Below are 12,480 nucleotides of genomic sequence, written 5' to 3'. Positions count from 1 at the left end.
GCCCCCGCCGCCGGAGCTGCCCCCGTCCGACGAACTGCTGCCGGTGCCCGAGAGCGCCTGACGCTGGATCTCGGCCTGCTCGGCGAAGCCCGGGTCCATGGCCCACAGCGCGGCGGTGCCGAACAGGGCCACGCCCATCGCCGCGCCGGCCGCCCCGTAGGTCGCGTACGCCGGGGCGGAGGCGGGGGCGAGGTGCACGTTGCTGCGGCGCAGCTCGCGCAGGGCCCGGTTGGCGGCCCGGGTTCGCCACGGCACCCGGGCGAGCAGCGCGGAGGCGATGGCCAGGGGGATCACGGCGAGCACCAGGAAGCCGACCGGCCGGTCGTTGGACAGCCCAGCGAAGATCCGGAACACGCCGAGCCCGACGAGGGCGAACAGCAGGAACGCGCCGGTGCGGGCCGAGTTGCGTTGATCCGCGGTCAGCGCGAGGCCCTGCCGCTCAAGGCCCTGGCGCAGTTGTTCGAGGGCCTCCAGCACCCGGCGGTCGCGGCCCAGATCCCGGGCGTGCAGGCCACGGTTGACGGCATGGTGGACCGCCCGGTCCAGCGGGGTGGCTCCCGCGGGCAGGGGGCCGCCGCCGGCGAGCCGCCGGTCGGGGTGGACCCCGACGACGCCGGCGCCGCGCAGGCCGCCCAGCGAGGCCCAGATCGCGAGCTGGTTGCCGCCGTTGAGGTAGGCCGCCTGCTGGGGGCCGAGCTGGCCGACGCCGACGGCCGAAGGGCCGGCGAGGACCCGCCGCCGGTGGACGAACGCGCCGACCACGACAATGAGGCCGGCCAACAGGTAGAAGCCGAGGAAGGTGGGACCGGGGATGCCCCAGGTGTCCCCGGGCGCCGCGATGACGGTCATGCTGCTCTCCTGTCGCGCGAGGGGTTGCGCGCTCATTGTGGGGCAGGGCCACCACGTCCGGCCCGGGTCGGTCACCGAGTTACCGGACCGAGATCCGCCCCCGCCGGTGCGGTGGCCGTCAGCGGCGGCGGACGGCCTCCTCGACCAGGTCGAGCACCGGGCCGAGGTCGCCGGCCGGGCGGCCCATCGCCAGGTGCAGCACCAGGCCGTCGTAGGCGAGTTCGAGGAACCGGGCCAGCACGTCGATGGGTACGTCCTCGCGGAGCACCCCGGCCTCCCGCTGGCGGGCCAGCCGGCCCCGGGTCGCCTCCGCGATGGCGGCGGACCGTTCCGCCCAGCGGCGCGCGAACGCCGGATCGGTGCGCAGCCGCCGGGAGACCTCCAGCTGACTGCCCAGCCAGCCGGTGGTGTCCGGGGAGACGGCCCGGGCCAACAGGTCCCGCATCACCTGGACAAGGCCGTTGCGGGCGACCGTCTCCACCATGGCCGCCGCGTCGTCCTCGGCCACCGCGAGAAAGAGCGAGTCCTTGTCGCGGAAGTGGTGGAAGATCGCGCCCCGGGACAGCCCGGTGGCCTCCTCGAGCCGCCGCACCGTGGCGCCCTCGTAGCCGTGCCGGGCGAAACAGGCCCGAGCTGCGGCGAGAATCTCCTGCCGGCGGGCGTCGAGCTGGTCCTGACTTACTCTGGGCACCACACGATCGTGTCAGGTGACCGGACACCTTGCAAACCGTACGTACGGCTTGTAACGTGCCGGCAACGTCGGCGGTCAGGGGTGCAGGCGCTGGCCACGGGCGGTGCCGGCGAGGGAGCCGATGCGTGATCGACCCACCGGTGGCGGGCTACCATCGCCCGGTGACGCCGTGCCGGCCGGCCCTGTCGGCCAGCGGCCCGTCTCCCTTAAGGTGCCCGAGTGCCGCTGCTCCTGCTGGACCTGGACAACACCCTGCTCGACCGGGCCGGGCCGTTCCGCGCCTGGGGCGAGCGCTTTCTCGACGGCATCGGCGCGCCGGCCACCGACATCGACTGGCTGCTGTCGATCGACGCCGACGGGCTGACCGACCGGTGGGACGTGGCTGACGCGATCCGCGACCGGTACGGGCTGCTGATCTCCTCGCTGGACCTGGTGGAGGAGCTGCACGACGGGGTGGCCGCGTACACCCGGCTCGACCCGCTGGTGGCCTGCGCGCTGCGCATCGCCGACAACGCCGGCTGGGTGCCGGTGGTGGTGAGCAACGGCAGCGTCCGCCAGCAGGACGCGATGATCCGCGCGACCGGCCTGGACCGGTACGTCGCCGACTGGGTGATCTCGGAGGAGGCCGGGGTCAGCAAGCCCAACCCGAGGATCTTCGCGCTGGCCGCCCGGCGGGTCCGGATGCCGCTGCGCGGAGCGTGGCTGGTGGGGGACAGCCCGGAGGCCGACATCGGCGGGGCGGCGGCCGTGGGCCTGCCCAGCGTCTGGCTGCACCGGGGACGGGCCTGGACGGACACCCGGTTCGCCCCCACGTTCACCGTCGACGGCCTGATCGCCGCCGTCGCCACCGTGCTCGCGGCCTGACGGTGGCCCCGGTGGCGCGCTGAACCTGACGGTGGCCCCGGTGGCGCGCTGGAACTGGCGGCGGCCCCAGGGTAAATCGGTTGCGGGGGCGCGCGGGTGTGGCCCAGCATGGTGCCGCGCGCGGGCGCAGCCGGGGTGTTCCCGGTCGAGGAGGGGAGGTCGCGTCATGGCCGTCTTTGCAGGGCTCTTCCACCTGCCTTCACCAGCCTCGATCAAGGGATCGCCAGCACAGTGCGTGACGACGACTTTCCGGCGCGCGGGCGCCGGAGCCGCGGCAAGAGCCGCTTTGACGACGACGAACCGAATTTCCTGAAGCGCGGCCGGCCCGCCGAGCCGGTCCTGACCGACCCGGACCCGGGCCCGGACGACGACGTCCCTGCCGGCGACGCCTGGTCCACGTGGGACCGGGCCGTGCACGGCCCCGAGCCGTACCCGGCCTGGCTGGTCACCGAGCTGGCCGCCCGGGACACCGACCTGGGCGTGCTCAAGACCGGCAAGGAGGCGGACGTCCACCTGGTCCGCCGGGCCGTGCCGGACACCGACCGGTCCTGCCTGCTGGCGGTCAAGCGGTACCGGGACGCCCAGCACCGGCTGTTCCACCGCGATGCCGGCTACCTGGAGGGACGCCGGGTGCGCCGGTCCCGGGAGAACCGGGCGATGGCCGGGCGTACCGCGTTCGGCCGGCAGATGATCGCCGGGCAATGGGCCGCCGCCGAGTTCGCCGCCCTCTCCCGACTCTGGGAGATCGGCGCGGCGCACGGCCGCATCGCCGTGCCGTACCCCGTGCAGCTACTCGGCACCGAGCTGATGCTGGAGTTCGTCGGTGATCCGGACGAGGGGCTGGCCGCGCCCCGGCTCGCCCAGTGCCGGCCCGAGCCGGCCGAGCTGCGCTCGCTGTGGGAGCAACTGGTCGACGCACTGGTGGTGCTGGCCCGGGCCGGCTACGCGCACGGCGACCTGTCGCCGTACAACCTGCTGGTGCACGCGGGGCGGCTGGTCATGATCGATCTGCCGCAGGTGGTGGACGTGGTGGCCAACCCGCAGGGCCCGGAGTTCCTGGCCAGGGACGTCCGGGTGGTGGGGGCCTGGTTCACGGCGCGTGGCCTGCCGGCCGGCGACACCGACCCGGGGGCGCTGACCGCGCTGCTGCTGCGCGAGGCCGGCCTCCGCTGAGCCACGCCGCGCGGGCGCCGGCCCCTGGTCCGGCGCCCGCGTCGGACCAGGGGCGGCCGGCGTGTGCCGGCCGCCTGACCGGTCACTGGAGGTAGCGCTCCACCTCCGGGACCGGGCGTACGCCCTGGGCCTCGAGGTCACCGTGGGCCTGGCGGGCGGCCCGCCGCCGGCGCAGCAGGTCCCAGCACTGGTCCAGGGACTCCTCCAACTCGCGCAGCCGGTCCTGCTCGTCGGCGGTGCCGGACTCCTTCGTCTGCGCCGCCGAGCGGAGCCGTTGCTCCTCGTCGACCAGCTCGGAGATCCGGTTCAGGATGGTCTTGTCGTCCATGCCCCTGAGCCTGGCACAGCGGGTGGGGTCGTGCCCGCTTCTCCCCCACGCCGGGTTGGCGAAAGTCGTCACGGCGCTCCCGGCGGGCCCTGGCCGTCGCCGAGCGGCATCGGCGCCGAGGGCCGGCGGGTTCCTGCCGCCGATGCGCGATCGACGGCGCGGGCAACGAGGCGATGCCCGTCCGCAACACCCCGACTTGGTTACCAGTTGGTTACGAGGCGTGGCGGTAGCGGTGGGAATGCCCAGGTAGTGGGCCCGTGGCGGGTCCCTAGTGGAATCGGGAAATTTCGCGCGCGAAAATTATTCTTCTCTCCTCTGGAGAAGTTGACCTGCTCAATGGCATGCTCGGGCGGGACCGTTACTTTCCACGGTCGTTCCGCGACGCTCAGTTGATCAGGGGAGTGCACCACACGTGGTAGCCCCACACCCGGCCCCCACCCGTGCTCGGCGAGCGAGATCCGTTCCGCTGCGGCACGTCGCGCCCGGCCTGCTCCGCGACCCCGTCCGCGCCCTCGTCGACTTCGGCGAGCGGGCCGGCGGCGAGGTGGTCCGACTCAACGTCGGGGCGTTCCGGCCCTACCTGGTGACCGATGCCGACCACGTGCAGCAGGTGCTGGGGGACCGGGCCGACAACTTCGGCCGGGCCGGCGACGGCGCATTCTGGGGTCCGCTGCGCCGGCTGTTCGGCGACGGGATCCTCGGCGACGGTCCGGTGTGGTCGGACAGCCGGCGCATCCTCCAGCCGCTGTTCACCGCCCGGCGGATAGAGTCGGTGTTGGACCGGATGGCCGTGACGATCGCCGACGCGGTCGCCGAGCTGGACGGGCCGGCCCGCGCCGGCCAGCCGGTGGACATTGGCGCCGAGCAGGCCCGGATCGTGTGCCGGACGATGATGGAGACGTTCTTCGGCGGCCGGATCTCGGTCGCCGACGCCCTCCGCGTCATCCGGGCCCAGGACGCGATCGCCACCTCGGTGATCCCCCGGGTGCTGGTGCCGTTCGCACCGCTGGCGCTGCCGATGCCCGGCGACCGGGCGTTCCGGGACGCCGCCCGGCGCATCGACGAGGTGCTGGTGCCGATCGTCCGCTCGGCGCGGGGCAGCGACGGCGACGACGTCATCGCCACGCTGTGGCGGGGCACCACCGGTGACGGCCGGCCACTGGACGAGCGGCAGGTCCGCAACGACACCGTCGCCATGGTGGCCGTGACCACCGAGACCACCGTAAACGTGCTGACCTGGCTCTGGCCGCACCTGGAGCGCTCACCCGAGGTCGCCGCCCGGTTGCGGGAGGAGATCGACTCGGTGGCCGGCGGTGGCCGGGTCGGCCCCGAGCACCTGCCGCGCCTGCGCTACACCCGGATGGTGCTCGACGAGCTGATCCGGCTCTACCCGGTGGGCTGGCTGGCGCCCCGGCAGGTGCTCCGGCCGACGACGCTTGGTGGCGTGCGCCTGCCGGCCGGGGCGACGCTGCTGATCAGTTCGCTGGTCACCCAGCGGTTGACGCGGTACTGGGACGACCCGGAGGTCTTCGACCCGGACCGGTTCACCCCGCAGCGGGTCCGGGCCCGGCACCGGTACGCGTTCTTCCCCTTCGGCGGCGGCCCGCACCAGTGCCTGGGCATGCACCTGTTCTATCTGGAGGCGCAGCTCATCGTGGCGAACCTGTTGAGCCGCTACCGGCTGCGGGCGCGCAGTCCCCGCCTGCCCGCCGTGCGGCTCGCCGCCGCGCTGCGGGCGAGGGACCGCGTGGAACTGGAGCTGCGCCCCGTCCGCACCGGAACCGTCGCGTGAACCTCGTCACGCCACTGTCCACGGTGCTGCCCGACCAGCTCTCCGCCGCCGCCGAGCAGGGCCGGATCTGCGCGCTCGCCGCGCAGGGCCAGCGCGACCTGCAACGGCAGGCCGCCCGCTTCCCCGACCTCTGCACCGGCCGGCCCTTCGACGCCGCGCTGTTCAGCAACATCGCCCTGGCCATCTCCTTCGGCGCGCCCTGGTGCACGGCGGAGCAGCTACGACTGAGCAACCGGATGGTGCTCTGGGGATTCGCCCTCGACTGGCGGATCGACTACCTGGCGAAGTCCCGGGCGGACGTCGACCGGGTGGTGACCGGTGCCCTCGCGGTCGTCGAGGGCAGGAGCCCGGACGCCGACGACCCGCTCGGACGCCTGCTCGCCGAACTCCGCGACGACCTCGCGACAGTCCCCGCGTTCGCCGCGTTGGGCGACGCATGGCGCGCGGCGGTACGCCGCACGGTGACCGCGATGGCCCGAGAGTGGGACTGGAAAACCGCCCGGCAGCGCGACGGCGCCCCGTTGCCCGGCTTCGCCGAGTACCTCGCCAATGCCGACAACCTCGCCTGCACCGTGGTCAACGTCGCACACTGGATCTGGACCGGCGACGCGGAAACCCACCGGCGGCTGGACCGGCTGGTGGCCGTCAGCGACGAGGTGCAGCGGGTGCTGCGGCTCGTCAACGACCTCGCCACGTACGAGCGGGACCTCGAATGGGGCGACCTGAACGCGTTGCTGCTGGTGGCCGACCGCGCCGAGGTGGACCAGCGCATCGTCGAGCTGGTCGAGCGGTGCACCGAGCTGCTGGCCCCGCTGTCCGGCGGCTGCCCGCTCCAGGCGACGTACCTGGCCCGGCAGATCGGGTTCAGCAGCGGCTTCTACCGGTCCACCGACTTCTGGGGGCAGCGGTGACGATCGCCCGGCAGCGGTCCACCGCCCCCGGCCCGGTCGACCGGCCCGCGCGGGACCCGGAGTCCGCGGCGGACGCCCGTGAGCTGGTCGCCGCGATGACGCTCACCCCGGGCGGGCAGTCCTCCGCGTCGGTGTACGAGACCGGGCGTCTGGTCAGCCTCGCGCCGTGGCTGGTGCACCACGTCGAGCGGATCACCTACCTGCTCGCCGCGCAACGTCCCGACGGCGCGTGGGGCGGTCGGCAGGGGTACGCCCTGGTGCCGACGCTCAGCGCCACCGAGGCGCTGCTCACCGCCCTGCGCCGGGGGGACGCCGCCTGGCTGCCCGGGGTCCGCGCCGCCGAACGCCTGGCCCGGGCCGTGGACGGCGGGCTGCGTGCCCTGTACGGGCGGCTCACCGGCCCGACCGCGCCCGCCCCGCCCGACCTGCCGGCCATCGACCTGACCGTCCCGGCGCTGGTCGGCTCGGTCGCCGCGCACCTTGACGCCGTGCGCGCCGACCCGCCGCCCGGCCTCGCCGCCTGGCGCGACGCCGGCCCGCTACCGTTGCCGCCGGGGCTGGACGGTACCCGGCTGGCCGGGGTCCGCGCGCTGGTCGCCTCCGGCCGTCCGCTGCCGGTGAAGCTGCTGCACGCCCTCGAGGTGATCGGCCCGGCGGCTCGTCGCGCCGCCGGGGTGGCCCCGGTCGGGCCCGGCACCGTGGGCGCGTCCCCGGCGGCGACCGCCGCCTGGCTGGGCGTACCCGACGCGGGGCCCGGGGCGGCGAGCGCGGTGTCCCACCTGGAGGGCGTGGCCCGCCAGCAGGGCGGGCCGGTGCCGTGCGCCACCGGAATCACGGTCTTCGAGCGGGCCTGGGCGCTGAGCACCCTGAGTCGGGCGGGCGTGCCGCTGCCGGTGCCGCCCCGGCTGCTCGCCGGCCTGGTGGCGACCGTCGGCGCCGTCGGCACCCCCACCGCGCCCGGGCTGCCTGCCGACGCCGACACCACGGCGGTGACCCTCTACGCGTTGGCCCGCCTCGGCCGCCCGCTCGACCCGGCCAGCCTCTGGGGCTACGACACGGGCGAGCACTTCTGCACCTGGCCGGGGGAGGACGGCGCGTCGGTCACCACCAACGCACACGTGCTCGACGCGTTCGGCTGGCATCTGGCCCACCACGCGCCGGCCGACGCCCGGCTCGTCGCGGTGACGCGGCGGCTCACCGGCTGGCTCGCCGATCGGCAGCTTCCCGACGGGCAGTGGTCCGACCGCTGGCACGCCTCGCCGTACTACGCCACGAGCTGCGCGGTGCTCGCCCTGTCCGGGCACGGCCGGGGACCGGCCGCCGAGGGCGCGGTGGACCGGGCCGTCGAGTGGGTGCTGGCCGGGCAGCGCGCCGACGGATCCTGGGGACGGTGGGGCGGCACGATCGAGGAGACCGCGTACGCCGTGCAGGTCCTGCGCGCCGCCGGGCCAGCCGCGCCGGCCGGCGTCGACGCGGCGCTCGGCCGGGGCCGGCGCTACCTGGCCACCATGGAGGGACGCGACGGTGAGCCTGCTCTCTGGCACGACAAGGACCTCTACCGCCCCGCCGTGATCGTCCGCGCCGCCGTCGCCGCGGCCCGCCATCTCGTCCGTGCCGGGGCCGGCGGCACCGCCGCCACTAGGCCCGGGAACCGGAGGGCCCCCTTGATCAGTGCCGCTTGAGTGAATATACCGACACTGCTAGCGTGCGCGCGTGGTCGACCGTGTACCGACCACACACGCTCCGGCAACCCCCGAACACCCGGCCAGGACGGTGTGATGCGTTCCCGCAGTACGAATCTCCGTACCAAGATCGTCGCCCTGCTGGCGTCGCTCGTCGCGCTCTGGGCCTTCGCGGCGTGGGTGACCCTGCGGGACGGCGTGAACCTGCTCGGGGTGCAGGCGCTCAACGAATCGGTGTCGGAGCCGAGCGAGACGCTGGTGCTCCAGCTCCAGCGGGAACGGAAGCTGTCGCTGGCGTACCTGGGGCGGCCGGACGAGACGCGGCGGGAGGCGCTCGGCACGGAACGGCGGCGCACCGACGAGCTGGCGTCGGCGTTCCGCGAGTCGTCCAGCGGCTGGCGTACCGCCGTGGCCGCCAGCGAAACGCTGGAGCAGCGCCTCGACGCGGCCTACGGGCAGCTCTCCCGGCTGGGGGACACCCGCTCCGAGGTGGACGTGCGCAGCGTCGACCGGTCGTCGACCCTCACGGCGTACGGCCAGGTGATCCGGTCCATCTTCGACGTCTACGCGGCCCTTGGCCTGCTCGGCGACCAGCAGGTCGGCGAGGACACCACCGCGCTGATCGAGCTCAACCGCGCCCGTGAGTTGCTCTCCCAGGAGGACGCCCTGCTCACCGGCGTGCTCTCGGCGGGGCGGATGACCACGGCGGAACGGTCCCAGCTCGCCCAGCTCATCGGCGCGCAGCGGTTCGCCGCCGAGCTGGCGGTGAGCCGGCTGCCCGCCGCCGATCGGCAGCGCTACGACGCGATGGTCGGCGGCGAGGCGTTCAGGAGCCTGCGTGACCTTGAGGACGGCATCATCCAGGGCCGGGGCACCGACCCCCGGTTGGGCTTCGAGGCCGCCGACTGGGACGCGGCGGTGGCGCCGGCGCTGACCCGGTGGAGCGAGGTCGTGGTCGCCGGCGGCGACGACGTGGTGGAGCGGGCCACCCCGGTCGCCGTCATGGTGATCATTCGCCTGGTGCTCGCCACCGGCCTGGGCCTGCTCGCCGTGGTCGCGTCGATCATCGTGTCGATCACCACCGCCCGGGCGCTGCTGCGCCAGCTGGAGCGGCTGCGCGAGGCCGCGCACGCCCTCGCCAACGACCGGCTGCCCAGCGTGGTGGAGCGGCTCGGCCACGGCGAGGAGGTGGACGTCGCCACCGAGGCCCCGCCGCTGGAGTTCGGCGACGACGAGGTCGGCCAGGTGGGCAAGGCGTTCAACGCCGTCCAGGAGACCGCGCTGCGCACCGCCGTCGAGCAGGCGGAGCTGCGCCGCAACGTCCGCGAGGTCTTCCTCAGCCTGGCCCGGCGCACCCAGGCGCTGGTGCACCGCCAGCTCACCCTGCTCGACGCGATGGAACGCCGGGAGCAGGACGCCGAGGAGCTGGAGGACCTGTTCCGGATCGACCACCTCGCCACCCGGATGCGGCGCAACGCCGAGAACCTGATCGTTCTTTCCGGCTCCACCCCGGGCCGGGCCTGGCGGCGCAACGTCCCGATGGTCGACGTGGTCCGCGGCGCGGTCGCCGAGGTGGAGGACTACACCCGGGTCAACGTGCTGCCGCTGGGCGCGATCTCGCTGGCCGGCCGGGCCGTCGGTGACGTCATCCACCTGCTGGCCGAGCTGATCGAGAACGGCCTGTCGTTCTCGCCGCCGAACACCAACGTCGAGGTGCGCGGCCAGATGGTGGCCAACGGGTTCGTCATCGAGATCGAGGACCGGGGCCTCGGGATGAGCGAGGAGGACCTCGCCGCCGCGAACCACCGGATCGTGGACCGGTCCGAGCTGAACCTGGCCAACGCCGCCCGACTGGGCCTGTACGTGGTCAGCCGGCTCACCGATCGGCACGGCGTCCGGGTGCAGTTGAAAGAGTCGGCGTACGGCGGGACCACGGCGGTCGTGCTGATCCCGGCGGAGCTGGTCACCGACGCGGGCGGCGAGGCCGCCGGCCCCGGGCGCACCGACGGCCGGACCGACCCGGCCGCGCCGGTCGCGGCGGGTCCGACGGGTCCGGTCGGCGACCGGCCGGCGGCCCGCCCGCTCGCGCCGGTGGCGCTGGCGGAGGCCCCGACGGCCCCGGCTCCCGCACCGGCCGCTCCCGCCGTCGAGGGCGACGGCATGCCGGCCCTGCCCACCCGCGCGCGGTTCCGCACCGCCCCGGACGCCCCGGAGGAGGGGACCCAGCTGCCGGTACGCCCCCGGCACCCCGCCGGGCAGTCGGCGTTGGACGCGCCGACCGTGCCGACCGGGCTTCCGATCACCACGCCCCGGCCGCTCGCCCACGATGCGGCCCCGAACTCCACCGTGGCGCGCCCGGGCCACGCCGACGAACCCGCCGAGATCGCCGCCGACGGTGCGGCTCCCGCCGCGTCCGCCGGGCCGGCGGACGCCCCCGTTCCGGCCCCCGCGCCGGTGCGGCGGACCGACTCCGGGCTACCGGTGCGCGTACGCCAGGCGAACATCGTGCCGGAGTTGCGCGAGGACCCGGCCGCGCAGCCGGACGACGAGGACACGATCCGGCCGCCGGAGCAGGTCCGCCGGATGATGAGCTCCTACCAGACCGGCACCCGGCGCGGTCGCACCGACGCGGCCCGCCTGCTCGGCGGGGCCGGTGACGGGGAGCCCATCGGCGACGCCGGCGAGCACGAGGCGACCTGAGGCGGCGCGGACGAACCGCGCCATGGCGGGACGGCAGGTCCCAGACGACAAGACGGCGACACCAGCCGGGGGAGAAGAGGACGACGAGTGGGGCAGAAGACGGCTTCGAGTGCCGACCTGACGTGGTTGCTGGATGATCTGGTCGGCCGGGTGAAGCAGGCCGAACACGCTGTCGCGCTCTCCACAGACGGCCTGCTGATGGCCTCGTCGCAGGGCCTGAGCCGGGACGACGGGGAGCACCTCGCGGCGATGGCGGCCGGCATCCAGAGCCTGGCCCGGGGCGCGGGGAAACGGTTCGGCGGCGGCCAGGTGCAGCAGACCATCATCGAGATGCAGTCGTCGTTCCTCTTCGTCACCGCCGCCGGCCGCAACGCCTGCCTCGCGGTACTGGCCTCGGAGGACGCCGACGTCGGACTCATCGCGTACGAGATGGCCATGCTGGTGACCCGGGTGGGCAAGTACGTGGCCTCCCCGACCCGGCTTCCCGAGCAGCCGGTCGGCGAGAAGTAGTCGCCATGACGGCCCCAGGGGAGTCCATGGAGGAACAGTGGGTCGACGACTACGCCGGGCCGGTGGTCCGACCGTACGCGGTGACCCGTGGCCGGGCGCGCCCGGTCACCGGCACGTTCGACCTGATCTCCCTGGTGACGGCCACCCGCGCGGAGGTGTCGCCGGAGGTCGGGCTGGGCCCGGAGCACCTGGCCATCGTCGCGCTCTGCCAGCGGATCCAGTCCGTGGCGGAGGTCGCCGCGCACCTGGACCTGCCGGTGGGCACCATCCGGGTCCTGCTCGGCGACCTGATGGCGCGCGACCTCGTGCAAGTACGCGAGCCGCGGGTGACCGCGGGCCTTCCCGACGAGAGCATCTTCGAGGCGGTTATCAATGGACTACGGGCACTCTGAGCGGCCGGCGGGAGCCGCGCCGCTGCCCACCGCGATCAAGATCCTGATCGCGGGCGGCTTCGGTGTCGGCAAGACCACGATGGTCGGCGCGGTCAGCGAGACCCGGCCGTTGCGGACCGAGGAGGTGCTCACCGAGACCGGGGTCGGGATCGACGACCTGTCCGGCGTGGAGGGCAAGACCACCACCACCGTGGCGATGGACTTCGGCCGGATCACCATCAGCGAGGACCTGGTGCTCTATCTGTTCGGCACGCCGGGCCAGGACCGGTTCTGGTTCGTCTGGGACGAGTTGGCGCTCGGCGCGCTCGGCGCGGTGGTGCTCGCCGACACCCGGCGGCTGGCCGACTGCTTCCCGTCGATCGACTACTTCGAGGGGCGCGGCACCCCGTTCGTGGTGGCGGTGAACTGTTTCGAGGGTGCCCGCCGATACCGGCTCGACGAGGTGCAGGCCGCCCTCAACCTCGACCCGGGGGTGCCGGTGCTGCTCTGCGACGCCCGGCAGCGGGAGTCGAGCAAGGAGGTGCTCATCACACTGATGGAGCATGCGATGAAGGCCCGGGAGTCCCGCCGCCGCGCGGGCGGCTGACG

The 12,480-nt window shown here is 74.4% G+C and carries 12 protein-coding genes; 9 read left to right on the top strand and 3 right to left on the bottom strand.

The window, feature by feature from the left end:
* Together E1258_RS09440 and E1258_RS09435 are read right to left on the bottom strand one after the other, a co-directional pair.
* A partial coding sequence (locus E1258_RS09440) for a TIGR04222 domain-containing membrane protein (protein ID WP_132398758.1) occupies positions 1-849 on the bottom strand: 849 nt, incomplete at its 3' end.
* 118 nt (positions 850-967) lie between these two features.
* Positions 968-1,540, bottom strand: a complete 573-nt coding sequence (locus tag E1258_RS09435; RefSeq protein ID WP_007072014.1) for a TetR/AcrR family transcriptional regulator — start codon at positions 1,538-1,540, stop codon at positions 968-970.
* A gap of 219 nt (positions 1,541-1,759) precedes the next feature.
* On the opposite strand from E1258_RS09435, the gene E1258_RS09430 reads away from it, so the two are divergent.
* On the top strand, positions 1,760-2,404 hold the full coding sequence (locus tag E1258_RS09430; RefSeq protein ID WP_132398756.1) for an HAD family hydrolase: 645 nt from the start codon (positions 1,760-1,762) through the stop codon (positions 2,402-2,404).
* 231 nt (positions 2,405-2,635) lie between these two features.
* Positions 2,636-3,577, top strand: a complete 942-nt coding sequence (locus E1258_RS09425; protein WP_132398754.1) for a serine protein kinase RIO — start codon at positions 2,636-2,638, stop codon at positions 3,575-3,577.
* A gap of 82 nt (positions 3,578-3,659) precedes the next feature.
* Here E1258_RS09425 and E1258_RS09420 read toward each other — a convergent pair whose 3' ends face one another.
* Positions 3,660-3,905: a DUF2630 family protein gene (locus E1258_RS09420; protein ID WP_132398752.1), complete on the bottom strand. Its 246-nt coding sequence runs from the start codon at positions 3,903-3,905 to the stop codon at positions 3,660-3,662.
* Between the two features lie 412 nt (positions 3,906-4,317).
* Here E1258_RS09420 and E1258_RS09415 point away from each other — a divergent pair, with 412 nt between their 5' ends.
* The 7 genes from E1258_RS09415 to E1258_RS09385 all read left to right on the top strand — a co-directional run bounded on the left by E1258_RS09415 (position 4,318) and on the right by E1258_RS09385 (position 12,478).
* A complete protein-coding gene (locus E1258_RS09415; RefSeq protein WP_132398750.1) occupies positions 4,318-5,697 on the top strand; it encodes a cytochrome P450 in 1,380 nt (459 codons plus the stop codon).
* On the top strand, positions 5,694-6,608 hold the full coding sequence (locus E1258_RS34540; protein ID WP_243715304.1) for a terpene synthase: 915 nt from the start codon (positions 5,694-5,696) through the stop codon (positions 6,606-6,608). Before E1258_RS09415 ends, E1258_RS34540 begins: the two co-directional genes overlap by 4 nt.
* Positions 6,605-8,290: a prenyltransferase/squalene oxidase repeat-containing protein gene (locus E1258_RS09405; protein ID WP_243715303.1), complete on the top strand. Its 1,686-nt coding sequence runs from the start codon at positions 6,605-6,607 to the stop codon at positions 8,288-8,290. Before E1258_RS34540 ends, E1258_RS09405 begins: the two co-directional genes overlap by 4 nt.
* Positions 8,291-8,386: 96 nt before the next feature.
* The gene (locus tag E1258_RS09400; protein ID WP_165949697.1) at positions 8,387-10,990 is read left to right on the top strand and encodes a nitrate- and nitrite sensing domain-containing protein; all 2,604 of its coding nucleotides are present in this window, start codon (positions 8,387-8,389) and stop codon (positions 10,988-10,990) included.
* Between the two features lie 87 nt (positions 10,991-11,077).
* Positions 11,078-11,500 carry a roadblock/LC7 domain-containing protein gene (locus tag E1258_RS09395; RefSeq protein ID WP_007072006.1) on the top strand — a complete coding sequence of 141 codons (423 nt, stop codon included), beginning with the start codon at positions 11,078-11,080 and terminating at the stop codon, positions 11,498-11,500.
* Between the two features lie 5 nt (positions 11,501-11,505).
* Positions 11,506-11,892, top strand: coding sequence for a DUF742 domain-containing protein (locus E1258_RS09390; protein WP_007072005.1), 387 nt, complete (start codon positions 11,506-11,508; stop codon positions 11,890-11,892).
* Complete coding sequence (locus E1258_RS09385; protein WP_132398748.1) at positions 11,873-12,478, top strand: ATP/GTP-binding protein; 606 nt, start codon at positions 11,873-11,875, stop codon at positions 12,476-12,478. Before E1258_RS09390 ends, E1258_RS09385 begins: the two co-directional genes overlap by 20 nt.
* Positions 12,479-12,480: the final 2 nt, after the last annotated feature.

The organism is Micromonospora sp. KC207, assembly GCF_004348615.1.
Taxonomy (GTDB): domain Bacteria; phylum Actinomycetota; class Actinomycetes; order Mycobacteriales; family Micromonosporaceae; genus Micromonospora.
The sequence above is the reverse complement of the archived record's forward strand: the minus strand, read 5'-3'. Positions and strand labels throughout refer to the sequence as shown.

What these genes read in the sequence shown, in the direction of transcription:
- E1258_RS09385 (WP_132398748.1), top strand. Translation starts at nt 11,873, where the DNA reads ATGGACTACGGGCACTCTGAGCGGCCGGCGGGAGCCGCGCCGCTGCCC.
- E1258_RS09400 (WP_165949697.1), top strand. Translation starts at nt 8,387, where the DNA reads ATGCGTTCCCGCAGTACGAATCTCCGTACCAAGATCGTCGCCCTGCTG.
- E1258_RS09420 (WP_132398752.1), bottom strand. Translation starts at nt 3,905, where the DNA reads ATGGACGACAAGACCATCCTGAACCGGATCTCCGAGCTGGTCGACGAG.
- E1258_RS09390 (WP_007072005.1), top strand. Translation starts at nt 11,506, where the DNA reads ATGACGGCCCCAGGGGAGTCCATGGAGGAACAGTGGGTCGACGACTAC.